Below are 23,290 nucleotides of genomic sequence, written 5' to 3'. Positions count from 1 at the left end.
GAGTTTTTTCACCCTTTCCCCTTAGCCTGATTTTTATGGCTTCCACCATTGCGCTGGCAACTAAGCACGGCAAACTTGCTCAAATTGCACCTGCCTTTGCATGTCTTCCAGACTGGGGCCTTACCCTGGCAGAGATTGATACCGATGAGTTCGGAACTTTCAGTGGTGAGATCCCTCGCACCCTCAGCCCTCGTGATGCCGCTATCGCCAAGGCACGCGCCGGTGCAGAATTTTTGGGCACGGACTACGGCCTTGCCAGTGAAGGAAGCATCGGCTCCCACCCCCAGATGCCCTGGGTCACCTCTGACCATGAACTATTAGCTTTGGTGTGTGTGAGTAAAGATTTTGTCATCGTAGAAAGTTATCTTTCTGCCGAAATTCGTGCACACAAAGAAGTTGTGAATGAACAGACAGATCTCGAACTCCTAGTCACACGTCTTGATTTACCCACTCACGGAGCAAACATACTGTTTAGCCAAGATAACGAAACGGTCATCCACAAAGGGATTCATGATCCAGAAATTTTTGTTGCTGAGTTAAGAAAATTACTGAGCAGTCCGGTTGAAAACATTCGCGTGGAGAGTGATTTTCGTGCGATGAGCTCGCCTTCACGCCAGAAGAACATCAGCGCGTGCGCAGAGAAACTTGTGAAACGGATATCCACCACGTGCCTTAGCTGCAATGAAATTGGCTGGGGCAAAGTTGGCTATGAATTTGGACTGCCCTGCAGTGGTTGCGGGCAGCTTGTTGCTTCTGTACCTCACTCGGAAAAGTTTGGTTGCGTTGCCTGTGACTATTCTGAAGTTATCTCACGTGGACAAGACAGTATTGATCCTGCCCGCTGCGATTTCTGTAACCCCTAGAGCTTCACCCAGGATTAAATGTGACTTCTGCTGAGATTGTCCAAGCTGCTGCTGCGCTGAAGCAGGGGTGGCTCGTGGCGTTTCCCACCGAGACCGTGTACGGCCTCGGTGCTGACGCAGAAAATCCTGAAGCAGTTGCCAGAATCTACCGGGCCAAAGGCCGCCCAGCAGATCACCCATTGATTGTGCACATCAGTACAGCGGAGGTGGTGGATCAATGGGCTCGTGAAGTTCCTGACTATGCACGCACCCTCGCCCACGATTTCTGGCCTGGCCCGATGACGCTCATCTTTTCTCGTTCTTCTCGAGCAGGCGATTGTGTTACCGGTGGCCAAGACACCGTGGGATTAAGAGTTCCGAGTAATGAGATTGCTCAAAATCTGCTGGCTGAGTTTGAACGGCTCGGGGGTTTTGGAGTTGCAGCACCGAGTGCAAACCGGTTTGGAAAAGTCTCTCCCACGACCGCTGCTGCGGTGAGAGAAGAACTGAATGAATATCTTGACTTCTCAGACATTGTTCTCGACGGGGAGCAATCTGAGGTGGGAATTGAATCCACCATCATTGACTGCACAGCTGAAGCCCCACGCATTCTTCGCCCCGGTGCCATCACCGCAGAGATGATTGAGCGCTCAACCGGATTGCGAGTAAAGGACGCTGACACAACCATTCGGGTGAGTGGATCATTGGATTCTCACTACGCCCCACGGGCCACTGTTGTGTTGAATGAAAAGGCTCTGCCTGGAGATGGACTCATTGCGCTGAGCACTGAGGCAACTGAAGAGGGAGTCGTGCGCCTTGCAGCACCTAAAACCACAGCTGACTATGCCAAGCAGCTTTACGCGGCCTTGAGAAAAGCTGATGAGTTAGGTCTTTCACGAGTTGTGGCCATCACTCCAGATGGTGACGATATTGCGGTCGCTATCGTCGATCGGTTGAGACGGGCCAGCTTCTAAAGACCAGACCACAGATCGCTGATGTCGATCTGCTTACCTAGAACATTCTGTGCAGCCCTGTGTCCGGACATCAGTGCTGCGGTGACAGTTGCTGGGTCATCACGCCAGGTGGCCTCGCCAGCTATGTGAAGAACACCTCCAACTGGTGTTGCAAGGATGTCGTGTTCTGAGGTGTCAGCGCCCACGGTCAAATAGGAATAAGCCCCTCGTGCAAAAGGATCGTCTTTCCAGGCCGTGCGGTGAATTGTGTGAGGAAGTGGAACGTCCTCACCATAGATTTCTCGCAATGAATTGGTGATCAGACCAGTTACCTCGGTATCTGAGAGGTTTCGCGTCTCAATGGCGCACGGCCCTGCAGCAAAAGTCAATAGTGCTGGAGTGCCATGCAAGCTGGTGAGGTCATACCAAGAGTGCCACCAGTCGCCTGCAGCACCTTGCCTGCGGAAGGCATAAATGCCCTCGTCCCAGAACTTGGCATCGTAACGAAGAATGACTTTTTCAAAATTATTCATTCGGAAACTGTTCACCGCATTGTGAACTTCATGAGGAAGCGCAGGCTGAATGCGGAAGTCCTCAGACTGGATTACTCCGATGGGAACTGTGATGATGACCTGATCAGCACTGTAGTCACCCTGATCGCTGTGAACGATAACGCCATCACCGCTCCAGGTCACGCCAGAGACCACATGGCTTAATCTCACATCAATATCAGCAGCCAAGCCATGAGCGAGGGCATCATACCCTTCGGGGAAAACGACTTCGTCGCCGTCAACCTCCTCGTTATCCAGACCATGCGCATCGATAAGAGTGAAGTGGGCACCATCTTGTTCTTCAGTTCGGTGCTGCATGTATTCGCGCACACGCTCAGAGCGCTCCTTATCCCACCCGATTGTCTCTAGAGCACGATCGACTGCTTGGGCATAAGAACTACCCGAGGGGATGGTCTCGATGACTCCAGCGAGCACGGTGTCGAAAAAGTGAATGTCTTGGGTGAAAGCACGTGCGTGTTCCGTACTGAGGCGCTTTCCTTCAGGATCGAAGTACACAATAGGTCTTCCATCTGGCTGGAAGCTCCCTACCGTGAATTCGATCATGGGCATCCCCAGCGCAGCACACATGCGCTCAACAGGACTGTCATCGATGCCATGAATCCAGGACGCCCCTAGATCTGTGACGTAGCCATCACGATGCTCGGAATGGAGCCTGCCACCAAGTCGGTCTCGCGCCTCAAGCACGATGACAGAGTTGCCCTGTTGTTGCAACAGGCGTGATGCCGTGAGCCCAGAAACTCCTGCACCAATAACGAGTGTGTTGACGTGAGAACTCATTGCATTTCTCACACGTCAGGAACAAGAACAGGGGTTTCCCTGTTGAGGCTTTCGCGGCGGAAGAAGGGCTTTGATCCGGGACGAAGCCCCCAGAGGCCCATCAATACAAAGCCGAGCAAGATGGCACCAACACCAATGACGAAGGAACCACCAACACCTAACAGGACGGTGTAGCCGTAATCCACATTGATCATGTCAAACGCGGACTGAATGAATGCGTATGTCAACAGCAGTCCACCTAGCACTGGGAAAATGCCACGCATCCAGAGGTTGCGTGCACTCTCGCGCAGTGTTTTCCGGAAATACCAGAACGAGGAGAAGCTGGTGATGGCGTAGTAGAAGGCAATGGCAAGACCCATCGAAGACAGTGAGTCAGCGAGCATGTCTGTTGAGAGGAATGACATCACAACGTAGTAGCCGATGGCTGCCACACCCATGACCACGGTGGAGAACCAGGGGGTTTTGAAGCGGGGGTGAATTTGTGCAAACTTTGCAGGCAGTGCCTTATAGACAGCCATGGACAATGTCCCACGTGCTGTCGGCAAGATAGTTGTTTGCGTTGACGAGGCTGCAGAGATCATGACAGCCAGGATGAGCAACCATCCCCACTGCCCAAAGAAGATGTCTCGAAGAACTGTGAACACATCATCGAGGTTGTCAGGGTTTGCTAAACCAAAGCCGCTTTCTCCAAAACCAGAAAACATCATGACAGCGACGGTGACGCCTACATAGACAACGATGAGAATGACGATGGTCATCAAGGCAGCGCGACCAGGAGTCTTCTTCGGATTACGCGTCTCTTCGTTGAGTGCTAGGCAAGTGTCCCAACCCCAGTAGATGAATAGTGCAAGTAACACTGCCTGCATGAATCCGGACCAGGAACCCAGCTCAGCTGGGTTGAACCATGACCAGGAAAAGTTCACGGAGTCCGCATTTGCTCCAGAGGTGGCGTTGATAAATGCAAGAACTCCAAAGGCAACCAAGAGCCCCATCTGAAAGATCATGAGAACGGTTTGCATGCGCTCGCCGACTTGCAGGCCCAGCACACTGATAAATGTCATCAGAGCGATGAATGCCACTGCCGTCCAGACAACAATGACGGGATCTTCTGCGAATCCAGGGTTACCCACGAGGTACCAGAAGTAAATCGCGGTAACCTCGCTCACATTCGCCAACACCATCACGCTGGCAACAGCCAATGCCCAGCCGCCGATCCACCCAGTAACCGGACCGAAGGCTTTGGTGCCCCACACGAAAGTCGTGCCGCAGTCCGGCATTTCTCGGTTGAGTTCCTGATAGGCAAACGCAGCAAAAATCATGGGGATTGCAGCAATGATGAATACCAAGGGAGCTTGTGCTCCTACGGCAAGAACCACGTAGCCCAGTGTCGCCGCCAGTGAATACAGTGGCGCAGTGGAGGCAAGACCAATGACAGTAGATCCGAAAACTCCGAGAGTATTCGCCTGGAGGCCTTTGCCAGAAGGTGGTGCCTGTGTGGGTGCGCTCATGGGGTGTCCTCTCCAACGCTGCAGATGTCATCATGCTAACCGAATCAATTGGAGCTAGCCATAAACTTCTGTGACGCTAGGTGAATAGGCTTACTTCATGTTTACTGCCGGTGTTGACCTTGCTGCGGAGCCCAAGGGTACCGCAGTCGCTGTGATCGAATGGTCCGCCGGAACCGCTGTGATCCGCGAGGTGCATCTCGGGGTAAGCGATGACGTCATTGTTGATATCGCAGGCCGAGTGAACAAAATGGGCATTGATTGTGCGCTTGGTTGGCCGAAAGAATTTATCCAATTTCTCACGGAGCAGCAGGCACTGCACGAGAAGCAGCAAGATTTTGACGGTGGAATGGATTGGCGCAGACGATTGGCATATCGGGAGACCGATCGTCACGTTCATGCCATTACTGGACGGTGGCCGCTGAGTGTCTCGACGGATCGACTCGGTCTCACCGCAATGAGGTGTTCGGGTCTACTGTCCAAGGTGTCTGCATCGGGGATCACAATTGATCGCGCCGGCGAAGGGTTAGTCGCGGAGGTTTATCCCGGAGCAGCTCTGAGGCTGTGGGGTTTCGATACGACCGGCTACCGAGTCTCTGAGCTAAAACGCGAAGAACTTCTCAATCTCATTTGTGACGAGGCGCCGTGGCTCGATCTGGGAGGCCACAAGACAGTGATGGTGAAATCGTGTGACGCCTTTGATGCAGTGATTGCAGCGCTCACAACTCGCGCAGTAGCAACGGGGAGGTATCTCACGCCTTCACCGCAGCAGCGAGAGCTCGCACACGCTGAAGGATGGATTTCTCTTCCTCAGGGCACTCTTGCTTCTGTGGTGCAGGACAGCGATTAAGGTAGCGGACCTCGTCGAGCAATCACGTCCGCAAACAGCGCATGCAAAAGTGGTAGCGCTGAAGTAATCATCAAGATGGTGCCAAGAGTTTCATCTCTTTCTATCACCATCAGCCCACCAATAAAGAAGACACCGAAGATCACGGCGGAAACGACTCTGCGCACGGCCCGGTTCAAAGCAGATGTTCTCTTTTCTAGCTCAGGATTTCTCAACGTGAGTTGCCCAAGTTCTGCTCGAGTGATGAGCGAATCCACACTTTTAGGCAACCGAGCTAGCAGGGCAAGTGAGCTCAGCCCGTCGCGAAGGAATGACTGAACCACATTCCCACCCTCAGCCCGGATGAGCTTGGCTGAATAGGGCTCGATAGCGTTCCAAATGTTGAACTGGGGATTGACCGAGCTACACACCCCAGAGGTGAGCGAGATTGCTCGAATGACGAGTAAGAAGTTTTCTGGGAACTGGAATGGAAGTGCGCGCACAATCTCAGAAAACTCATTGACGAAGGCTTTGAATTCTCTGGGGTCAATAGTTTGAAGTTCGACGAAGCTCACTCCACCGAAACGGTCAAATACTTTGGTGAGTGCACGCTCAAGTTCGACGGTGTCGGCTGAAGGCATGAGAACACCAATTTCTCGCATTCCTTCCACCATGCCTGCGCCGTTTCGAGAGGCAGCAGCAATGACGGTTGTCCGCAGTGCGCGACCAAGACTGCTGGGGACTTCACCCATCATGCCGAAGTCGATAAAGGTCATTCTCCATGTCAGGCCGTTTTCATCAGGCTCTGCCAGAGGCTGAATGAAGATGTTGCCAGGGTGTGGGTCAGCGTGGAAGAAGCCGTGAATGAATACTTGGTCAAACATGATGGCGGCAAACTCATTAGCTACAGCTTCGGGCTTGATTCCAGCTGCAGTGAGCGCATCGAGGTCGGTGATTTTGATGTTGGTAACGTCTTCTTGGGTAAGCACCCGACGTGTTGATCGTTCCCACACCACCTGAGGTACGCGAACGCGAGGGTTGTCAGCAAAGTTCTCCGCGAAGCGCTCAGCATTAGCTGCCTCGTTGAGGTAGTCGATTTCTTCTAGGCAGGTCTGCGCAAACTCATCCATCAGCGCAGGTGCGTCAGCACGCTTGTTGACCAGACTGATTCTGCTAAGCCATCCAGCTACCCTCCGCAGTGCACTGAGGTCAACCTCAACGATTTGATCAATTCCCGGCCTTTGAATTTTTAAAATGACATTGAGAATTCCTGTGTCTTCGGCATCCTGAGTAGACAGTGTCGCTCGGTGAACTTGCCCCAGTGATGCAGCTGCCAAGGGTTCAGGATCAACGGCACTGTAGATGCTCTCCAGTGGCATGCCGAGTTCTTTCTCCGCTAGGGCACGAATGAGGTCAAAGGGCACAGCAGGAACTTCGTCCTGCAGCCCTTCGAGCTCTTTGGTTATGACAGGCGGTAAGACATCGAGGCGCGTGGACATGAATTGCCCCAGCTTGATCAGTAAGCCGCTGAGATCTAGGGCCAGCTTTTGGAAGCTGCGCGCGATGTTTTTGAGCCTGTTGGTCCGGGTGCGGTTAGCAACACTAACCAGACCCAGCCTGGGCAGAACCAGTTCATACCACCACAGCGAAGCTAAATGCCTGGCGGCAAAGCGAAGAATTCTGCGATAGCGCGCTCGTGATTGTCGTGCAGTCATCTGCACGCTGGCGACGCCTGTGCTTGGGGTACCCACCCCTTAATTGTGCGACACAATGGCGAAAAGTTTTTTCGCAGTTTCCTCGAGGAGTGCAGTTGCCTCCTCCATCTGGGCAGAATTGCCTAATCGGGCAACATCTGCAGCTGCTTTTGCGACACTAACGCCGGCTCGTGCCAGAGAGCCACGAGGGCCTGCAGGGCGATCAAACCCGGTCTCCCAGGGTGCTGGGGATTCAGCTTCGGCGGCGGCAACATCTGCGCCTTCTTTGGTCAGGGAGTATGTTCGACGACCCTTGGTTTCCTTGACCTCAAGTAATCCCTCATCGACGAGGAGCTGGAGGGTGGGGTAAACAGAACCAGGGCTGGGCTTCCAGGCACCACCGCTCCGAGTCTCAATCTCGTTCATGATTTGGTAGCCGTGCATCGGTGATTCGTTCAACAGTCTCAGGACAGCAGAACGTACGTCGCCACGCTTCATACGCATATCAACGTTGCGCTTGAACTGCCCACCGAGGTCTTCGAGGGTTTGCAACGCGGAAGAAAGTGACCAGTCTGCGCCGGAATTCTTAGTCCAAGTGTCTTTCACGTTGCTCTCCTTTGTTTCTTTCGAACACCTAACGATATATCGTTTAGCCCACCCAGTGCTGACTGTTCGCTGTGAAAAAACTATGAATCCCTCACCATTAGGAGTAATTTGCCATTCATGAACTCACCCAAAACGGTTTGCGCTCTGACCACATTCGTTCCTGTCGTTGCACTACTAGCGGGCTGTTCGGCTGCGCCGGAGCCCGCAGGTTTATCCCTCGAAGAATCTTGCGCTTCCCTATCGGGAATCACCAGCCAATTAGCGGAGGGGATTGGCTTAGCTCAGGACGATCCTTCCAACGCACAAGAACATCTAGACATTTCACGCTCGGCACTTCAATCCTTGCGAGCAATCAATTCAGAGGATGCCAGCTTTACTGATGCAACCAGACAAGTGGCTGAATCTTTCACTGCCTTCTTGAATGATTTACAACAGTCAATCGAAAACGGTGGTGGGGTTGATGATCCCGCCATCATTGATACGAAAGAAGCTGCTCGGTCTGCCGGCCAACTTCTTGATCAGGTATGCCAATAAATCACACCACTTTTCATTTTTCTGATTGGGTTAGAGGTGTGATGCGCACTGCACAAACCAAGAACGGCTTCGCCCCCAAAGTGTGTGAGCGTTGTGGTTTGCCTTTCGAATGGCGAAAGAAGTGGGCGCGAGATTGGGAGAACGTGAAGTATTGCTCGCAGAAGTGCAAGTCAGGCAGATAGCTTTCAGCAACCCCTTCATATACTGAAGCAATCGTCAAGGAAGGCAATCATGAGCACTGTTTTAGTCCACCACGAGAAGATTGATACCTCGATTGCAGGAGCTCAGGCCTATCGCATCCGTTATCGCTCCGGAGACCTGCACGGTAACGCCACCGAGTCCACGGGCATCGTTGTTGCCCCAGCTGCTCCGGGAGAAAACCGTAAGGTCATGACGTGGGCCCATGGCACCACCGGTATGGGAGATGCGGCGTGCCCTTCAGCACAACCAGACCCTGCCAGGGAACTCACGCTGTACTTTGAATCGGGTTCTGTCACCTCTATTGATTACGGAGTACCCGGTCAACAGAAGTTCATTGATGAAGGCTGGGTTGTCGTTGCGACTGACTACCAAGGACAGGGCACACCAGGAATTCACCAGTACACCGTGAACCGAACCAATGCCTTGGATGCAGTGAACATCGTGAAGGCAGCGAGGGAACTTCCCGTCGGCGCGGGAACCAAGTTTGGACTGGTCGGCTGGTCTCAAGGTGGCGGTGCGCTCGCTGCGGCTGAATTGGATGCTGCAGACTATGGCGATCTGGAAATTGTTGGCGCCGTAGGAATGTCACCTGGTGTACCGTCCATCGCACTCAAGCTTCCTGGCATCGGCTCAGCTCTTGCCGGATCAGGTACACCCACCCCACCTGATGGACACTTATTCATGATTTTGGGAGCGATGCCTGCGGCATTTCCCGACAGACTTTCTCTCGAAGATGTCTTTACCCCGCTGGGTATCAAGATGTTTGAAGAGAACTGGAACACCGCTCCTGTGCATCACTTCAGCGACATCCTCACCCGGAATTTCCACCTCAGCGGTGCAATGATTCAGGTCAACAAAGAAAAACTTCCAACCTGGCTCGCCGCATTTGAGGAGGCTTCCGCCGCACAAAAGAAGCCAGTGTGCCCCATCCTCGTCTTGATTGATGGGCAGGACCCTAACGGTCCATGCCCGCTGCCGTGGCAGCTCGGCTACATCGATGCCATCACAGCGCTTGGTGGCGATATTACGTCGTCGACCTATCCCAACGATGATCACTTCTCACTACCGCAGGCATCAATTGATGAAGCGCGAACGTGGCTGGACTCCAAGTTCTAAAGAGGTATCTCCAGAGATCTAATCGTGCAGTGAAGCATCCCTAGGCCCAACCGCACGAGAAGTAAATCTGACGGTTAAGCCTGAACGAGTTGGACTAGCAAGGTGCAGACCGGCTTGCCAGGAGCGCTGAGGATCTAATGGTGCAACTCTGACCAATTGCCAGGGTCCAGCACAACGTGCACGAATTGTGAGGGCATCATCTTGTCTACTCATGCGCAGGTGCACCTCTTTGTGCATCCAGTCCGTTACCGGAGCAACGGACCAGTCTGATACTTCTCGCGTGACGACGGCACCGAGCTGCGGTGCGCCGTCGGCATATTCAACCCCTGCTTTAATCCAGTTCTCTTCATCCGACCAGATCATCAATCCTGCCTGGTCAAACTGTTGGTCATAATCTAAAACCCAGCTCGCTTCCACTGACGTATTCTGTGGAAATTCGTTGAGCAGAGCATGCCCTGAGTTGTGAATAAACCCATATGAGGTGGTGCGCCAAAAGTCGCTGTGATTTTTCGCGGTCACGAACAAACCCTCTGCTGAGGCCTTCACCATCTCGGGTTCGTTCAGCCATGTTCCCTGGGAAATGTCAGCAACTTTCATGATTCCACGCTAGTGAGTTAGTTCCCAATTCAGAAGAAGCCTGCAGACACTCTTTCCACCATTACATTTCGCGCTGTAATCTTCTTGTAACCAAAGACGGGCAGGATGTGAAGATGGCAACCCTGTTTGACGGTTACGGAAACACTCGGGAAACTCACCGAGTGCGCAAGGGTGCCTCGGCTTGGGATGAAATGTTCCCCAAGATAGACAAACCAGGTAATCCACGTCCTCCCTACAAAGATCTTTACAACGCGCTTGCCCAAATGACGCAAGAAGAGCTACGTGGCCGCACGGAAGCTCTTGCAAGTTCCTACCTTGCTCAGGGTGTGACTTTTGACTTCGCGGGTGAAGAAAGACCTTTTCCATTAGATGCAGTTCCTCGAGTAATCGAAACAGATGACTGGAACAACGTGGAACGCGGTGTTCAACAGCGCGTCAAAGTTCTTGAGATGTTCCTAGCTGATGTGTACGGCCCACAACATGCCGTGAGGGACGGGATTATCCCGGCACAGCTCATCAGTAGCTCGAGTCACTACCACCGCCAAGCTGCAGGTATCCGTTCCGCAAATGGTGTCCGCATTCACGTCGCCGGTATCGACCTTATTCGCGATCAGCAGGGAGATTGGCGCGTCCTTGAGGACAATGTGCGTGTTCCCTCAGGCGTGAGTTATGTCATTTCTAATCGACGAGTAATGGCACAAACATTGCCTGAGTTGTTTGTGGAGATGAGCGTACGTCCAGTAGGAGACTATCCCTACAAACTTCTTCAAGCACTCCAAGCATCTGCGCCAGAGGGAGTTGATGAGCCCACCATTGTTGTTCTCACTCCCGGTGTTTATAACTCTGCGTATTTTGAGCACACACTTCTTGCCCGCCTGATGGGGGTTGAACTGGTCGAAGGCCGTGACCTGTTTTGTTCCAATGGCCGCGTATGGATGAGAACGACAGCTGGTCCCAAGCGTGTAGATGTGATTTACCGTCGAGTAGACGATGAATACATCGACCCTCTCCAGTTCCGCCCGGACTCCATTTTGGGTTCACCCGGAATGCTGCTTGCGGCCCGCTTAGGCCATGTCACCATCGCCAACGCAGTCGGCAATGGAGTAGCCGACGATAAGTTGGTGTACACCTACGTTCCAGCACTGACAAAGTACTATCTCGGGGAAGAAGCCATACTCCCCAACGTGGATACCTGGCGCCTCGAAGAGCCGGAGGCGCTCGAGGAAGTTCTAGACCGATTAGATGAACTGGTAGTGAAACCTGTCGATGGATCTGGTGGAAAGGGATTAGTTGTCGGGCCTGATGCTTCTCCGGAAGAACTTGAAGCGCTGAGGAAACGACTGATTGCTGATCCGCGAGGATGGATAGCTCAGCCCGTAGTGCAATTTTCTACGATTCCCACTCTGGTGGAGGAGGGTATTCGACCTCGTCATGCTGACCTGCGGCCTTTTGTTGTCAACAACGGGGAGGACGTATTTGTCCTACCCGGAGGACTCACTCGAGTTGCCCTTCCAGAGGGTGAACTTGTTGTGAACTCAAGTCAGGGGGGTGGATCAAAAGACACATGGGTTGTTGGCCCGATTGAAGAACGCCCCGGCAAGGGAACCATTCGTGAGCACGTCAGTGTGTCTGATTTGGTTGCTGACCAGGCTGCTCAAGAAACCACCGAGACTGAAATCTCATATTCCACCCCGCATGAATCGAGAGCATCTCTGCCATCGGTGTTGCCTCAAGACCATGATGAGACTAAGCGCCACCAGCAACAGGAGCAGCAACAGCAAAAGCGAGACGAGGTGGATGCATGTTAAGCCGTATTGCCGAGTCTCTGTTCTGGATCGGTCGCTATGTGGAACGATCAGACGGCACAGCCCGAATTTTGGATGTCCACCTGCAGCTACTTCTGGAAGATCCATGGATCGATGAAGATTCTGCATGCCGCGCACTGCTCTCCGTGATGGGTACCGATGTTCCTTTGGGGCACCTTGTCACTCGTGAAGACGTAATCAATGATCTCGCTGTAGATCGTCAGCATCCTGGCTCTATTGCTTTTGCTATCGCATCTGCAAGAGAAAATGCTCGACGCGCTCGCGAGATTGTGTCTACGGAATTGTGGGAGTGTTTGAACAGTACCAATGCTCGAATTCCCAAAAAACTTGCTGCCGAGAAAACACACGATTATTTTCGTTGGGTTCGCGAGCGGGCAGCCCTTGCTATCGGAATTGTAGATTCAGCTACGAGTCACGACGAAGCGTGGCAATTTTTCACACTCGGTCGAGCACTCGAGCGAGCAGATATGACCGCCCGTTTGTTGGCGACAAGGTCGCTTACGGACGCCAGCGGCCCGTCGTGGACGACCATTCTTCGAAGCTGTGGAGCTTATGAAGCATATTTGCGTACGTATCGTGGAGTTCCTTCGACACATAATGCAGCTGAATTTTTGCTGACGGATCGATTGTTCCCGCGCTCCATTTTGTATTCGGTTACAAAAGCCGAAGAGTGTTTGCGCGAGATTGATCCACGTGAAGGTCGTGCGGGGGTTGTTGACGAAGCACTTCGTCTGTTAGGCGCTATACGCAGTGAACTTGAATTTCGTCCGATTATCGAACTGATGGATGATCTTCCAGCTCATATGGAAGAAGTGCAGGTTGTCACCAGTGCGGCCAGTGACCAGATTCGCTTGAAGTACTTCCCGACCAGTGCAGTACCGGTGTGGATTGGAGAAAGCTCATGAGTCGTCTCCGCATCGTTCACCGCACTGGGTTCTCCTACGAGCTTCCCGCAACTGCTTCCTACAACGAAGCACGTATGTTGCCAGTAAACAGCAACGAGCAGTTTGTCTTACAGGCTAATCTTCAGATTCATCCTGCGGCAGCCCAGCACGGATACGTTGATTATTGGGGCACACAAGTCAGCACATTTGAAGTTCTTACACCTCACACGGAACTATCTGTCACAGCTACCAGCGTTGTTGAGGTTCGACCTTCTCTTCGTGAGGCACCAGATATGAGTTGGGATGATCTAGCGATGGTTAGATCAAGCACGACTAAGTTTGTGGAATTCACCGAACAGACCAGGCTTACACAACCACCTGCAGGTGTTGTTGACCTGGCGCGGGAACTTGCTGATAAACATGACAATCCTGCGGCCACTGCCATGGCAATTGCAGCAGCTGTGTACGACAACATTGAATACACCAAGGGTGTTACCGGCGTTCAAACTACAGCTGCCCACGCCTGGGAGAACAAAAAAGGGGTGTGCCAAGACATCGCCCACGTCACACTGGGAGCTTTGCGATCCGTGGGTATTCCTGCACGCTATGTATCTGGCTATTTGCAATCAAAAGCAGATGCGGAGATTGGGGAGACAATCGTGGGGGAATCTCACGCCTGGGTTGAGTGGTTCACGGGAGATTGGTTTGGTTACGATCCCACCAACATGCTGCACATCGGAGAGCGACATGTGCTTATTGCGCGCGGTCGCGACTATAAAGACGTTTCACCCTTGAGGGGCGTATATGCCGGAGCAAGCGCTTCCGGAGTTTTTGTAAAAGTTGAGATTACGAGAGAGGCCTAATCATAATACCCCCCGGGGTATCTGCTACTCTTGTGCACATGAAGAAAATTCTCGCCATACTTGCCCTCGCCTTTGCAGCGGTGTTTACTCTCGCGGCATGTGCCCCCTCAGCTGAACCCGTCACGTTAGGCCCAGATGCCATCGTGATTGATGTTCGCACACCATCTGAATACTCTGAAGGTCACCTCGAAGGCGCTGTGAACATTGATGTCCAGTCTCCGGACTTCGCCTCTATTTTGAGTCAGCTTCCGACTGATGGCGAGTACTACGTCTACTGCCGCTCCGGTAACCGCTCTGCAGCTGCGGTTGCACAAATGAAAGCAGCAGGATTCACCAATGTCACAGATGGTGGATCAAAAGAAAATGCTTCGGCAGCTACAGGAATTCCAATCGTTCAGTAGTCTCACGCACATTTCATCAAGAACCCCACCACTGGTGGGGTTCTTGTGTCACAGGTCCACGACAGGTGGACGAATCTGACGAGGAATATCACCGAGAGTCTTGAACGCCTCAAGGGCACGATTTCGAGTTTCAAGAAGATCAATAATTGGTTCGGGGTATCCGCTGAGCATGGGGTGCTCGTAGTCACCTAAGTAGCGGTGGAGATACTCACCCTTGGGGTCAAACTTTTCGGCTTGAAGCATGGGGTTGAAAACTCGGAAGTAGGGTGCAGCATCAGCACCGCTGCCCGCTACCCACTGCCACGAGGCAGCGTTGCTGGCAGGGTCCGCATCAACCAGGGTGTCCCAGAACCAAGCTTCACCGATACGCCAATCAATCAGCAGGTTCTTGATCAGGAATGAAGCAGCCACCATCCGGACGCGGTTGTGCATGTAGCCGGTTTGCCACAATTCCCGCATACCTGCATCCACGAGAGGGATTCCGGTTCTTCCTTGTTGCCAAGCATCAAGAATGTCTGGGTCTGCTGGGCCCCAAGGGAAGTGATCAAAGCGGGCATCAAAGTTTACGGTGGCTAGCTCTGGCCAGTGATAAAGCAGATGGTAGCTGAATTCACGCCAGCCCAGCTCGGAGAGGAATTTGGTGGCATTGGTTGTGATCTCGCCGGTATTTCCCATCTTGCGTCGGAATTCATCTGTGGCATGCCAAATCTGGAACGGGCTGATTTCACCCCACCGAAGATGAGGAGAAAGCTCACTGGTTGAGTACTCCGAAGGGAAGTCACGACCCTTGGCATATCTGGTGATGCGCGAATCAAAGAAACGCTCGAGTGCCTGATGCGCTCCGTTTTCTCCCACGTTCCAGCGGTGGTCGAAAGCAAGAGCCCAGTTTGGGGAAGTCGGCAGCAGATTCCAGGAATTCAGTTCATCACTAGCGGGTTGGGTTGCCGGTGGAATGAGTTCTGTGGGTGCAGGGATGGGTAATCGTGGCGGAGTAGGACGGTTGAGACATGACTTCCAAAACGGAGTAAAGACGGTGTATGGGGTGTCATTACCTGTCCGGACTGTCCACGGCTCAAATAAAACATTCGCTTGGAAAGAGTGGGCGTCAACTCCTGACGCCTTGGCATATTCCTTGATGCTGGCATCTAGATCACGTTCTGGTTTGCCATAGCGGCGGTTCCAATACAACGCACTGGCATTGGTCTCGCGAATGAGACCTCGAATAATGTCTGCTGAGGCACCCTGCTTGAGAATGAGCTCGCCACCTAGGCGGCGCACTTTGTCCGCGAGCGCAACGAGGCTGTGGTGAAGCCACCATTTGGTCGCCCCACCTAACGGCCGAATGCCCGGGCTAACCTCGTCGAGGATGTAAACCACAACAACAGGTTCGCCGAGTTCAACGGCGGCAGCTAGGGCAGGGTTATCTGCAACGCGGAGGTCATCTCGAAGCCAAACGATTGTGCAGGTCATAGGTACAGCCTAGGCAATGGGAAAGGGCCGATCGGAAGAGGCATCCAATCGGCCCTTGTTTTACACCAAGAGTTTTGCAATCACATTCACGAGGCCACCACAGCAAGTAACGCTCGTATAGTCACTTTATAACGAAAAGGTAACGGCAGGGAAGAACTTTTTCTTTGTGTTCCCTGTGAATGATTTAGAAAAGATCTGGACTAGGGGTTCCTGCGTGCATGACCGTGACATCAGCGTGCTGGTCATAGCGGTAGCCCACACCACGAACGGTGCGAATAATGTCCTCGAAGCGGCCTAGCTTGGAGCGAAGGCGTCTCACGTGAACGTCAATTGTTCGTTCGTTAGGAATATCGAGATCATCTTCTCGCCACAGGGCTTTGATGATTTCTTCACGGCTGATGGTCTCGCCTTTATGGACGACAAGGAACTGCAGCAGTTCAAATTCCTTAAACGTCAGCGGTGCTGCTTGGTAGTCGATGAGGACACGTTTGCGCGAGATGTCTACGACAACACCACCGTCACCGTCGGAAGGTTCAAACTCATCTTCAGGTTTGTATTTCGCTACCGCAGAAGGCTCCTGCAGGGCCAGACGGACTAAATCAACCTGGCGGCCTTTGGCGCTTGCGGGCGCTAACGCAACAGCGGCGTAGGTCTCAGTACCAGGGACGAGTTCGTTCGTGAGCTTCTTGAGCGCTTCGACAACCTTGCCAAGATCGAGACCACGCTCAGCCGCGCTTGCTTCATCCAGCCCGACATACAAGGCAAAGCCTTTAGGTTGTGGGCGTTCGTGGGGAGTAGACATCTGGGGAATCCTTTGTTGTGCCGAAAAACATCGAGCCAGCTAAATACGGGCGATGTGTTGAAAGTCGAGAAATGGAGCGAGGAAGATTAGTTGCTGCAACACATTCGACGGCAGGCACAGCTCATCGCGGGCATCATGCCGCGGTCACCACAGGTGGTGTGAGCTCCGTATGTCATACAGATAAGTTAACCGGACGTAGCTAAACCCTGTCAAATAAGCCGATATAGGCTGAATGCATGGCTGTCCCCACCTCTGCAGAGCGCAAGGCTCAGATGGAGCTTGCTCTTGAGCAGGCACGTGCCTGTGCACACTCCGATGATGTTCCTGTAGGAGCAGTTATTGTGAACGCCACAGGTGAGGTGATCGCCACTGGAAGAAACACTAAAGAGCGCGATAAGGACCCACTCGGTCACGCTGAAGTGATGGCCATTAGAGCAGCAGCTGCCAGTTTGGGAAGTTGGCGATTGGATGACTGCACACTCATTGTCACCCTAGAACCTTGTGTGATGTGTGCCGGAGCAATACTTGCCGCACGCATACCCACCGTTGTCTATGGTGCCTGGGATGAAAAAGCAGGCGCAGCTGGATCTGTTTTTGATCTGCTTCGTGACCGCCGGCTCAACCATCAAGTTGAAGTGATTTCTGGTGTCCGCGCCGAAGAATGCGGACAGTTATTGACTGAGTTTTTCCGAGAAAAACTAGGTTAGTCAGTTCCCTTGATCACGATGGCATCCGTTGCTAGTGATTCAGTACGGTCAACCCGTGCAACGTCCGGCTCGAGATAAATAACCCGAGCAGCCGGTACGGTTTCGCGTACACGACTCTCAATAGTGTCGATGGCCTTGGCTACCTCAGAGAAGCGAAGCTCTGCCGGGAACGCTAACTTAGCTGCCACGAGAAACTCGTCGGGACCCAGGTAGAGGGTCTTCATGTGAATGATGCCCTCGGTTTCTCCACCAGAAATGATGGCCTTCTCAATGGCCTGTACATCCTCGACACTTGCACCTTCACCGATGAGCAAACTCTTTGTTTCAATGCCCAGGATGATGGCCACCACGATGAGAAGAATTCCAATGCCAATGGTGCCCAGAGCGTCGAAGAGACTATCGCCGGTGATCACCGTGAGACTCACACCAAAAAACGCGAGCACAAGACCAACCAGTGCAGCCGTATCTTCCAGAAGAACCACAGGAAGCTCTGGAGCTTTGGCGTGACGAACAAATTGAATCCACGAGGCATCACCTCGGTGAGGGTTAGATTCCCGAATAGCTGTGCGTAAAGAAAGGCTTTCTAAAACAATTGCGATGGAGAGAACAAGCAGAGGAAGCCACCACATCTCGAGTGGTTCAGGATGCTGGAGCTTGTGGAAACCTTTATAGAGAGAGAAGACACCACCGACGCTGAACAAGATGATGGAGACAACAAAGGCATAGACGTAGCGTTCGCGACCGTAACCGAAAGGGTGCTTGCCATCAGCGCGCTGTTTAGCTTTGCGACCGCCGATGAGGAGCAACACCTGGTTACCTGAGTCGGCGAGAGAGTGCACTGCTTCAGCAAGAAGAGAGGTAGCGCCGGAGAGCGCCCAAGCGATGAACTTTGTGGCAGCAATACCCAGGTTTGCGAGCAGTGCAGCAATGATTGCCTTGGTACCACCGGTTGCACTCATGGACGTATCTCCCTCAATCGTCTTGAGTCAATCCTAGAATGAGCGGGTGAGTGAAAAAACACAGGTAACCCTGCCCACTATCGCAATGCTTGGTGCCGGATCCATGGCCAGAGCAATTCTTGCCGGTCTCCTTGCTCCACACGTCAGTGTGGAGGAAGCAATTCGCGTGACGAACAGAAGTGCCGACAACGCAGCGACATTCGATAACGAACCACGGGTGCAAGCCTGGGCAACCGCGACTAACCCCGAAGCAAACCTCGAGGCAGTTAGCGGTGCGTCCATAGTGCTTGTGGCGGTCAAGCCAGCAATGGTTCCAGATCTGTTAGATGAAATATCTCCCGCGCTCGCCGAGGGTGCAATCGTCGTCAGCGTTGCCGCCGGAGTGACGACGGCAACCATGGAAGCTCACCTTCCTGAACATGTTTCTGTTATTCGAACCATGCCCAACACACCCTCCAAGATCGGCTTGGGTGTGACTGGCATTGCTGCTGGAACACGCTCCACCCCAGCTCAGCTCGACCTTATTTGTGACATGTTCTCCACCGTGGGGGAAGTCATCGTCCTGCCGGAGAACATGATTGATGCACTGGGATCAATCTCGGGCTCTGGTCCTGCCTACGTGTTCTATTTCATCGAACAACTCACCAAAGTGGCCATTACCCACGGATTTAGTGCTGAGCAAGCACAGACAATGGTGCAGGGCACCTTCCGTGGCGCTGTTGAACTACTTGCACAATCCGGTGAGGAACCCCAGGAGTTACGCCGTCAAGTAACCAGCCCCAAGGGAAGCACCGAACGTGCCATTGCGGTCTTTGATGACGCAAATATCGAAGCAATAATGCTCAAGGGAACTCAAGCGGCAATTGCTCGTTCTGAGGAAATGGCTCGCGGAGAATAGTTACTTTACTAAGTCAGCAAACTTCTCAATGTCGTCGGGGTGACCAGAAACAATAATTTGGTCACGTGCCTCGACAAACGTGTCAGCCGTGGAGTACACAAATGAACCGCCAGGCTTCTTTACGCCCACGACGGTGATCTTGTAGTCGCGACGCAGTGCCGCCTCAGCCAGAGTCTTGTTCTGAATAGCCAGCGGGGGATACATCTTTACGATGGCGAAGTCAGTGTCCAGCTCAACGAAGTCGAGCATTTGCCCTGAAAGCAGGTGAGCAACACGCTCACCAGCTTCTGCTTCGGGGTAAATCACGTGCATCGCTCCGATGCGCGTGAGAATCTGTCCGTGAGATTTGCTAATTGCTTTCGCCCAGATATCTGGAATGCCGAGGTCAACCAAGTTTGCGGTAATGAGGACACTTGCCTCGATAGAAGAGCCCACGGCAACAACTGCAGTTGAGAACTCCTCGGCACCAATTTGCTTGAGGGCATCAATGTTGGTCACATCGGCTTGCACTGCGTGAGTGACACGCTCGGACCACTTCTGGACAAGTTCCATGTCTGTGTCCACGGCGAGAACTTCCCGGTCGAGGCGATCGAGTTGCCCGGCAGTTGCAGCACCAAAACGGCCTAGGCCGATAACCAGTACGGCATTGTTCTTCTTTTTGTGATCAACCAACGATCGGCCTTTCTTCGGGGCGGGTGAAGTATTGTCCCACTTGTGTTGCAGCCAAAGCTGCCGCCATAGTCACTGTACCGACGCGACCCATGAACATGACAAGTGCTAAAACATAGAGACCAGGATCTGACAATTCTGCTGTCACTCCGGTGGACATTCCCACGGTGGCAAAGGCAGAAATGACATCGAAAAGCACATACTCCAGTGGCGCATCCGTGAGCTCACTGATGATCAGTGTGCCGATAGCAACTGTGGTTGCACCCCAGAGACCTACGCTCACAGCTAGACGTAGCACGTCTCCAGGAATACGACGTTTGAAAGCTTCAATCGAGGAACGTCCACGAGCTTCAGCAATGGCAGCAAGAATCAAGACGGCGAACGTTGTCACTTTGATACCACCGGCGGTAGAGGCCGAGCCACCACCAATAAACATGAGCATGTCAGTGAACAGCAAAGTGGAAGAATCTAGCTGTGAGATATCAACCAAATTAAAACCACCAGAACGTGACATGGTGGACAGGAATGCAGCTTGATACGTCAGTTCACCTGGGCCCATGCCCGTGAACACTTGAGAATTACCTGGCTCCAGAATGAGGTATCCCACGATTCCCCCAAACCACAAAATGGCCCAGGTTGCGAGGGTCAGCTTCACGTGCAGTGACCATCTCCGCGGGTGTCTGAGGTTACGACTGAGCGCATAGATGACGGGAAAACCGACACTTCCGAGAAAAACCCCAACCATGATCAAGGTGAGAAACCAGTAGTCATGAGCAAAATGTGCCAGTCCGCCAACGTTGGGGGTGAAGCCGGTGTTGGTAAATGCCATTGCTGAGTAATAGAAGCTGTACCACAAGCTTTCACCGAGCGAATAACCAGCAGAGAGGACGCTAGGAAGCATGAGCAAAGCAATGGTGGTTTCAATGATGATCAAACTGAGGGCAACAGTGGCTAGCAGGCCACCGACTTCGCCAAGTCGAATGGCTTGACCTTCGGCTACGGGACCAGAGTGAATTCGCATCGGGTTGGTGTCGCTGGCTGCCATCAGTCGAGCACGCAATCCTAGGCGACCAGAGATGATTGTTCCCAAGATGGAGGCCAACGTCAGAACACCGAGCGCACCCACCTGGGTTCCTGTGAAGATGATGGCGTTTCCAAGGGGCGACCAATACGTCGCCATATCAACTGTGCTCAAACCTGCCACACAAATAGTCGACATGGCGTTAAAGAATGCATCTGCAAATGCAGTGGGCTCACCCGTTGCGCTGGCAAATGGTTGAGCTAAAAGAAGCGTGAACACCATAATCAATGACGCAAAGATCAGAATCGCAAAACGAGACGGTGACCTCGACGCAAATGCTTCAAGCCCTTCACGAATGCGCGCAGGCAGAGAGAGTTGTGGTGAAGAAGCCAACCTGTTTCCCTCTCTGATTAACTTCTCCAATGCTACGCGGTGTTGAGGGACGCTAACCTAGATATATGGCTGACATATTTGACGTTGTTGCGGACGAAACTCGTCGCGAGATTCTGCAAATCTTGCTGGAAAACCTGAGCACCTCCACAGGTGAGATGAGTGTTTCCGAACTGGTCTCTCGCACCGGCCTCAGCCAGCCCACCGTCTCCAAACAGCTGAAGGTACTTCGCGAAGCAGGCGTTGTGGGTGTTCGTGAAGATGGCCAGCACCGTCTTTACCACCTTGACCCAACCCCACTAGAAGAGCTTGAGGATTGGGTAATCCCGTTCTTGAGCGTGAACTTCCCTGGTTCTTCGAGCGACGAATATGATGAGCGTTTGTTTGCAAGCGAAGCTGTCACAGCAGCAGGAAGCTCTGTCGGTAGCGCTGCTGCAACGACGGTCTTCCAGGTAACTCAGGCATTTGGTGATCTTCAAAACAGCACCAAAGATGCTGTGAACAAACTTACTTCTGGCTTGCGTAAAAAGGGTCGCAAGTAATCCGCTAGACTTCCACGAGGCATTAATTGCCTTGCTCTGACCGCCACCGTTGCGGTCTAACCCGATTTTTGTGAGGTTTCCGTGGGTTCAGTCATCAAGAAGCGCCGCAAGCGTATGGCGAAGAAGAAGCACCGTAAGTTGCTTCGTAAGACTCGTCACCAGCGTCGCAACAAGAAGTAGTCAGCCTACTTCTTGTCAGCACAAAGGCGTCAGACCATCAGGTCTGGCGCTTTTTGCACGCTTGGACAGTGTCCTAGTCTGGAGTGGTGTCTGCGATAACCCTCACCTTGATTGGCAAACCTGGTTGCCACCTTTGCGAAGACGCTGAGGCGGCTATCACAGGTGTTCTTGCTGATTTCGAAACAAATCAGGTTGTTCTGGAACATCAATCAATTGAAGACGATCAAAATCTTTACGATTCCTATTGGGATCAAATCCCCGTGCTGTTAATTGACGGCAAAGTTCACAACTATTGGCGCATCGATCCGGATCGCCTTCGCCATGCTTTGAAGGAGCGCTCATGAGTATTCGTCACATTGTGATGTGGAAGTTAGGAGCCGACTCTGCGCAAGAGAAGCTCGCACAAGCTGAAGAGATGCGCGTGGCTCTCGAAGGCCTCAACGGTGTCGTTCCCAGCCTGCGTTCGCTGACAGTCCGACCCAATGCTTTATTCGTGGGAGCAAACTTTGATGTAGTCCTCGATTCAACGTTTGATGATGCAGAAGGTCTTGCCGCCTATGCATCTCACCCAGCTCATGAAGAAGCAGCACAGGTCATCAAGAAATACGCAGTCGAGCGCACCGCTGTTGACTACGAGTTCTAAAGCTCAAGACTTAATGACAAAGGGCCCGGGATTACTCCCGGGCCCTTTGTGAGTGAAATTACTTACCTGCGAGAATGTTCTTCTTCAGGGTTGCGAACTCAGCTGCGGTGATTGCACCAGAGTCCTTGAGAGCCTGTGCTTTAGCAATCTCGTCTGCGTGAGAGGTACCAGCGACCTGCTTGATGTAGTCGTCAGTTTCCTTCTTTGCAGCAGCCATTGCAGCCTGCTGGCGCTGAGCCATACCGTTACCGCGAGCGATGAGGTAAACCAGCGCTGCAACGAATGGGAGAAGAATCAGGAAGATTACCCACAGAGCCTTGGCGCCGCCACCAATGGTGTGGTCGCGGAAGAGGTCAGTGATGATGGAGAAGAAGATCATGATGTACGCGATCAGAAGGAACGCGAACAGGAATGTCCAGAGGAAGTCAGTGAACTGCATGTGTAAACCTTTCAGGAGTGCCAGCAATCACAAAAGGATTAACTAGCGTGGGAAATTTTCCCCAAGCACTGATTCTAGGGGGTTAGTCTGTTATTTATGACTGAATCCACAGGGAAAATCACCTTATACGGCGCAATGTGGTGTGGCGACTGCCGCCGCTCCAAATCTCTCCTCGACACCCTCAATGTTGATTACGACTACGTTGATCTCGAGGAAGTACCAGAAGCAGCTGATGTCGCAGCCGGCCTTGCGGGACGAAAGAACATCCCGGTCATCGCTTTCCCAGATGGCGCTGTGCAGTGTGAGCCCAGCGATAGCGAACTTCACGCCAAGCTCACCGAGCTCGGAGCAATCTAACTCAAGTGTGAAAGAC

General features: G+C 52.8%; 28 protein-coding genes. 17 read left to right on the top strand and 11 right to left on the bottom strand.

The window, feature by feature from the left end; all coding sequences use genetic code 11:
* The first annotated feature begins 35 nt into the window (after nt 1–35).
* Both AURUGA1_RS07740 and AURUGA1_RS07735 read left to right on the top strand, forming a co-directional pair.
* Nucleotides 36–863, top strand: a complete 828-nt coding sequence (locus AURUGA1_RS07740; protein WP_114129609.1) for a DUF6671 family protein — start codon at nt 36–38, stop codon at nt 861–863.
* Between the two features lie 20 nt (nt 864–883).
* Nucleotides 884–1,816 (top strand): L-threonylcarbamoyladenylate synthase, encoded by a 933-nt coding sequence (locus AURUGA1_RS07735; protein ID WP_114129608.1) that lies wholly within the window; start codon nt 884–886, stop codon nt 1,814–1,816.
* Here AURUGA1_RS07735 and AURUGA1_RS07730 read toward each other — a convergent pair.
* Entirely contained in the window at nt 1,813–3,144 is a 1,332-nt protein-coding gene (locus AURUGA1_RS07730) for an NAD(P)/FAD-dependent oxidoreductase (RefSeq protein ID WP_114129607.1), read from the bottom strand. The two genes, AURUGA1_RS07735 and AURUGA1_RS07730, sit on opposite strands and share 4 nt — an antisense overlap.
* 8 nt (nt 3,145–3,152) lie before the next feature.
* Nucleotides 3,153–4,652 (bottom strand): APC family permease, encoded by a 1,500-nt coding sequence (locus AURUGA1_RS07725; RefSeq protein WP_114129606.1) that lies wholly within the window; start codon nt 4,650–4,652, stop codon nt 3,153–3,155.
* Between the two features lie 97 nt (nt 4,653–4,749).
* On the opposite strand from AURUGA1_RS07725, the gene AURUGA1_RS07720 reads away from it, so the two are divergent.
* Complete coding sequence (locus AURUGA1_RS07720) at nt 4,750–5,499, top strand: DUF429 domain-containing protein (protein ID WP_114129605.1); 750 nt, start codon at nt 4,750–4,752, stop codon at nt 5,497–5,499.
* Here the strand turns inward: AURUGA1_RS07720 and AURUGA1_RS07715 are convergent.
* Both AURUGA1_RS07715 and AURUGA1_RS07710 read right to left on the bottom strand, forming a co-directional pair.
* Nucleotides 5,496–7,190: an AarF/ABC1/UbiB kinase family protein gene (locus AURUGA1_RS07715; protein ID WP_114129765.1), complete on the bottom strand. Its 1,695-nt coding sequence runs from the start codon at nt 7,188–7,190 to the stop codon at nt 5,496–5,498. The genes AURUGA1_RS07720 and AURUGA1_RS07715 overlap by 4 nt on opposite strands.
* Before the next feature lie 39 nt (nt 7,191–7,229).
* Nucleotides 7,230–7,775 carry a PadR family transcriptional regulator gene (locus AURUGA1_RS07710; RefSeq protein ID WP_240187363.1) on the bottom strand — a complete coding sequence of 182 codons (546 nt, stop codon included), beginning with the start codon at nt 7,773–7,775 and terminating at the stop codon, nt 7,230–7,232.
* Between the two features lie 117 nt (nt 7,776–7,892).
* Here AURUGA1_RS07710 and AURUGA1_RS07705 point away from each other — a divergent pair, with 117 nt between their 5' ends.
* The 3 genes from AURUGA1_RS07705 to AURUGA1_RS07695 are packed head-to-tail and all read left to right on the top strand — an operon-like array spanning nt 7,893 to nt 9,626.
* Nucleotides 7,893–8,309: a hypothetical protein gene (locus AURUGA1_RS07705; RefSeq protein WP_114129604.1), complete on the top strand. Its 417-nt coding sequence runs from the start codon at nt 7,893–7,895 to the stop codon at nt 8,307–8,309.
* The gene (locus AURUGA1_RS08140) at nt 8,300–8,491 is read left to right on the top strand and encodes a DUF2256 domain-containing protein (RefSeq protein ID WP_371412359.1); all 192 of its coding nucleotides are present in this window, start codon (nt 8,300–8,302) and stop codon (nt 8,489–8,491) included. The genes AURUGA1_RS07705 and AURUGA1_RS08140 overlap by 10 nt, the downstream gene beginning before the upstream one ends.
* Before the next feature lie 49 nt (nt 8,492–8,540).
* A complete protein-coding gene (locus tag AURUGA1_RS07695) occupies nt 8,541–9,626 on the top strand; it encodes an alpha/beta fold hydrolase (RefSeq protein WP_114129602.1) in 1,086 nt (361 codons plus the stop codon).
* A gap of 18 nt (nt 9,627–9,644) precedes the next feature.
* On the opposite strand, the gene AURUGA1_RS07690 is transcribed toward AURUGA1_RS07695, so the two are convergent.
* Nucleotides 9,645–10,223 carry a DUF1349 domain-containing protein gene (locus AURUGA1_RS07690; protein WP_114129601.1) on the bottom strand — a complete coding sequence of 193 codons (579 nt, stop codon included), beginning with the start codon at nt 10,221–10,223 and terminating at the stop codon, nt 9,645–9,647.
* A 113-nt stretch (nt 10,224–10,336) separates the two neighbouring features.
* Here AURUGA1_RS07690 and AURUGA1_RS07685 point away from each other — a divergent pair, with 113 nt between their 5' ends.
* Genes AURUGA1_RS07685 through AURUGA1_RS07670 form a run of 4 tightly spaced genes read left to right on the top strand, consistent with a single transcriptional unit; the run spans nt 10,337 to nt 14,197 of the window.
* Nucleotides 10,337–12,031: a circularly permuted type 2 ATP-grasp protein gene (locus AURUGA1_RS07685; protein WP_114129600.1), complete on the top strand. Its 1,695-nt coding sequence runs from the start codon at nt 10,337–10,339 to the stop codon at nt 12,029–12,031.
* Nucleotides 12,025–12,954, top strand: coding sequence for an alpha-E domain-containing protein (locus AURUGA1_RS07680; RefSeq protein ID WP_114129599.1), 930 nt, complete (start codon nt 12,025–12,027; stop codon nt 12,952–12,954). The genes AURUGA1_RS07685 and AURUGA1_RS07680 overlap by 7 nt, the downstream gene beginning before the upstream one ends.
* Nucleotides 12,951–13,796 (top strand): transglutaminase family protein, encoded by an 846-nt coding sequence (locus tag AURUGA1_RS07675; protein WP_114129598.1) that lies wholly within the window; start codon nt 12,951–12,953, stop codon nt 13,794–13,796. The genes AURUGA1_RS07680 and AURUGA1_RS07675 overlap by 4 nt, the downstream gene beginning before the upstream one ends.
* A 38-nt stretch (nt 13,797–13,834) precedes the next feature.
* Nucleotides 13,835–14,197, top strand: a complete 363-nt coding sequence (locus tag AURUGA1_RS07670; RefSeq protein ID WP_114129597.1) for a rhodanese-like domain-containing protein — start codon at nt 13,835–13,837, stop codon at nt 14,195–14,197.
* 48 nt (nt 14,198–14,245) lie between these two features.
* Here AURUGA1_RS07670 and AURUGA1_RS07665 read toward each other — a convergent pair whose 3' ends face one another.
* Nucleotides 14,246–15,667 (bottom strand): deoxyribodipyrimidine photo-lyase, encoded by a 1,422-nt coding sequence (locus tag AURUGA1_RS07665; protein WP_114129596.1) that lies wholly within the window; start codon nt 15,665–15,667, stop codon nt 14,246–14,248.
* Between the two features lie 184 nt (nt 15,668–15,851).
* Nucleotides 15,852–16,469, bottom strand: a complete 618-nt coding sequence (locus AURUGA1_RS07660; protein ID WP_114129595.1) for a winged helix-turn-helix domain-containing protein — start codon at nt 16,467–16,469, stop codon at nt 15,852–15,854.
* A 236-nt stretch (nt 16,470–16,705) separates the two neighbouring features.
* Between AURUGA1_RS07660 and tadA the strand changes: the two genes are divergently transcribed.
* Nucleotides 16,706–17,176 (top strand): tRNA adenosine(34) deaminase TadA, encoded by a 471-nt coding sequence (tadA, locus tag AURUGA1_RS07655; protein WP_114129594.1) that lies wholly within the window; start codon nt 16,706–16,708, stop codon nt 17,174–17,176.
* Here the strand turns inward: tadA and AURUGA1_RS07650 are convergent.
* On the bottom strand, nt 17,173–18,135 hold the full coding sequence (locus AURUGA1_RS07650) for a cation diffusion facilitator family transporter (protein WP_114129593.1): 963 nt from the start codon (nt 18,133–18,135) through the stop codon (nt 17,173–17,175). The genes tadA and AURUGA1_RS07650 overlap by 4 nt on opposite strands.
* Before the next feature lie 46 nt (nt 18,136–18,181).
* On the opposite strand from AURUGA1_RS07650, the gene proC reads away from it, so the two are divergent.
* Complete coding sequence (gene proC, locus AURUGA1_RS07645) at nt 18,182–19,033, top strand: pyrroline-5-carboxylate reductase (RefSeq protein WP_371412358.1); 852 nt, start codon at nt 18,182–18,184, stop codon at nt 19,031–19,033.
* On the opposite strand, the gene AURUGA1_RS07640 is transcribed toward proC, so the two are convergent.
* Together AURUGA1_RS07640 and AURUGA1_RS07635 are read right to left on the bottom strand one after the other, a co-directional pair.
* Entirely contained in the window at nt 19,034–19,705 is a 672-nt protein-coding gene (locus tag AURUGA1_RS07640; RefSeq protein WP_114129592.1) for a TrkA family potassium uptake protein, read from the bottom strand. It abuts the gene before it with no gap.
* Entirely contained in the window at nt 19,698–21,116 is a 1,419-nt protein-coding gene (locus AURUGA1_RS07635; RefSeq protein ID WP_114129591.1) for a TrkH family potassium uptake protein, read from the bottom strand. Before AURUGA1_RS07635 ends, AURUGA1_RS07640 begins: the two co-directional genes overlap by 8 nt.
* Before the next feature lie 65 nt (nt 21,117–21,181).
* Here AURUGA1_RS07635 and AURUGA1_RS07630 point away from each other — a divergent pair, with 65 nt between their 5' ends.
* The 4 genes from AURUGA1_RS07630 (at nt 21,182) to AURUGA1_RS07615 (ending at nt 22,478) form a co-directional block, all read left to right on the top strand.
* Nucleotides 21,182–21,655, top strand: coding sequence for a helix-turn-helix transcriptional regulator (locus AURUGA1_RS07630; RefSeq protein ID WP_114129590.1), 474 nt, complete (start codon nt 21,182–21,184; stop codon nt 21,653–21,655).
* Nucleotides 21,656–21,736: 81 nt separating this feature from the next.
* Entirely contained in the window at nt 21,737–21,835 is a 99-nt protein-coding gene (locus AURUGA1_RS07625) for a 30S ribosomal protein bS22 (RefSeq protein ID WP_003792170.1), read from the top strand.
* An 86-nt stretch (nt 21,836–21,921) separates the two neighbouring features.
* Nucleotides 21,922–22,179 carry a glutaredoxin family protein gene (locus AURUGA1_RS07620; RefSeq protein ID WP_114129589.1) on the top strand — a complete coding sequence of 86 codons (258 nt, stop codon included), beginning with the start codon at nt 21,922–21,924 and terminating at the stop codon, nt 22,177–22,179.
* Nucleotides 22,176–22,478 (top strand): Dabb family protein, encoded by a 303-nt coding sequence (locus tag AURUGA1_RS07615; protein WP_114129588.1) that lies wholly within the window; start codon nt 22,176–22,178, stop codon nt 22,476–22,478. The genes AURUGA1_RS07620 and AURUGA1_RS07615 overlap by 4 nt, the downstream gene beginning before the upstream one ends.
* Nucleotides 22,479–22,536: 58 nt before the next feature.
* On the opposite strand, the gene AURUGA1_RS07610 is transcribed toward AURUGA1_RS07615, so the two are convergent.
* Nucleotides 22,537–22,917: an SHOCT domain-containing protein gene (locus AURUGA1_RS07610; protein WP_114129587.1), complete on the bottom strand. Its 381-nt coding sequence runs from the start codon at nt 22,915–22,917 to the stop codon at nt 22,537–22,539.
* A gap of 96 nt (nt 22,918–23,013) precedes the next feature.
* Between AURUGA1_RS07610 and AURUGA1_RS07605 the strand changes: the two genes are divergently transcribed.
* Entirely contained in the window at nt 23,014–23,274 is a 261-nt protein-coding gene (locus AURUGA1_RS07605) for a glutaredoxin domain-containing protein (protein WP_114129586.1), read from the top strand.
* Nucleotides 23,275–23,290: the final 16 nt, after the last annotated feature.

The organism is Aurantimicrobium sp. MWH-Uga1, assembly GCF_003325955.1.
Lineage (GTDB): Bacteria > Actinomycetota > Actinomycetes > Actinomycetales > Microbacteriaceae > Aurantimicrobium.
This window is presented reverse-complemented; position numbering and strand designations above follow the sequence as displayed.

Coding starts and splice junctions, on each gene's coding strand:
- AURUGA1_RS07740 (WP_114129609.1), top strand. CDS start 36: ATGGCTTCCACCATTGCGCTGGCAACTAAGCACGGCAAACTTGCTCAA.
- AURUGA1_RS07730 (WP_114129607.1), bottom strand. CDS start 3,144: ATGAGTTCTCACGTCAACACACTCGTTATTGGTGCAGGAGTTTCTGGG.
- AURUGA1_RS07725 (WP_114129606.1), bottom strand. CDS start 4,652: ATGAGCGCACCCACACAGGCACCACCTTCTGGCAAAGGCCTCCAGGCG.
- AURUGA1_RS07720 (WP_114129605.1), top strand. CDS start 4,750: ATGTTTACTGCCGGTGTTGACCTTGCTGCGGAGCCCAAGGGTACCGCA.
- AURUGA1_RS07715 (WP_114129765.1), bottom strand. CDS start 7,190: ATGACTGCACGACAATCACGAGCGCGCTATCGCAGAATTCTTCGCTTT.
- AURUGA1_RS07705 (WP_114129604.1), top strand. CDS start 7,893: ATGAACTCACCCAAAACGGTTTGCGCTCTGACCACATTCGTTCCTGTC.
- AURUGA1_RS08140 (WP_371412359.1), top strand. CDS start 8,300: ATGCCAATAAATCACACCACTTTTCATTTTTCTGATTGGGTTAGAGGT.
- AURUGA1_RS07695 (WP_114129602.1), top strand. CDS start 8,541: ATGAGCACTGTTTTAGTCCACCACGAGAAGATTGATACCTCGATTGCA.
- AURUGA1_RS07690 (WP_114129601.1), bottom strand. CDS start 10,223: ATGAAAGTTGCTGACATTTCCCAGGGAACATGGCTGAACGAACCCGAG.
- AURUGA1_RS07685 (WP_114129600.1), top strand. CDS start 10,337: ATGGCAACCCTGTTTGACGGTTACGGAAACACTCGGGAAACTCACCGA.
- AURUGA1_RS07680 (WP_114129599.1), top strand. CDS start 12,025: ATGTTAAGCCGTATTGCCGAGTCTCTGTTCTGGATCGGTCGCTATGTG.
- AURUGA1_RS07675 (WP_114129598.1), top strand. CDS start 12,951: ATGAGTCGTCTCCGCATCGTTCACCGCACTGGGTTCTCCTACGAGCTT.
- AURUGA1_RS07670 (WP_114129597.1), top strand. CDS start 13,835: ATGAAGAAAATTCTCGCCATACTTGCCCTCGCCTTTGCAGCGGTGTTT.
- AURUGA1_RS07665 (WP_114129596.1), bottom strand. CDS start 15,667: ATGACCTGCACAATCGTTTGGCTTCGAGATGACCTCCGCGTTGCAGAT.
- AURUGA1_RS07660 (WP_114129595.1), bottom strand. CDS start 16,469: ATGTCTACTCCCCACGAACGCCCACAACCTAAAGGCTTTGCCTTGTAT.
- tadA (WP_114129594.1), top strand. CDS start 16,706: ATGGCTGTCCCCACCTCTGCAGAGCGCAAGGCTCAGATGGAGCTTGCT.
- AURUGA1_RS07650 (WP_114129593.1), bottom strand. CDS start 18,135: ATGAGTGCAACCGGTGGTACCAAGGCAATCATTGCTGCACTGCTCGCA.
- AURUGA1_RS07630 (WP_114129590.1), top strand. CDS start 21,182: ATGGCTGACATATTTGACGTTGTTGCGGACGAAACTCGTCGCGAGATT.
- AURUGA1_RS07615 (WP_114129588.1), top strand. CDS start 22,176: ATGAGTATTCGTCACATTGTGATGTGGAAGTTAGGAGCCGACTCTGCG.
- AURUGA1_RS07610 (WP_114129587.1), bottom strand. CDS start 22,917: ATGCAGTTCACTGACTTCCTCTGGACATTCCTGTTCGCGTTCCTTCTG.
- AURUGA1_RS07605 (WP_114129586.1), top strand. CDS start 23,014: ATGACTGAATCCACAGGGAAAATCACCTTATACGGCGCAATGTGGTGT.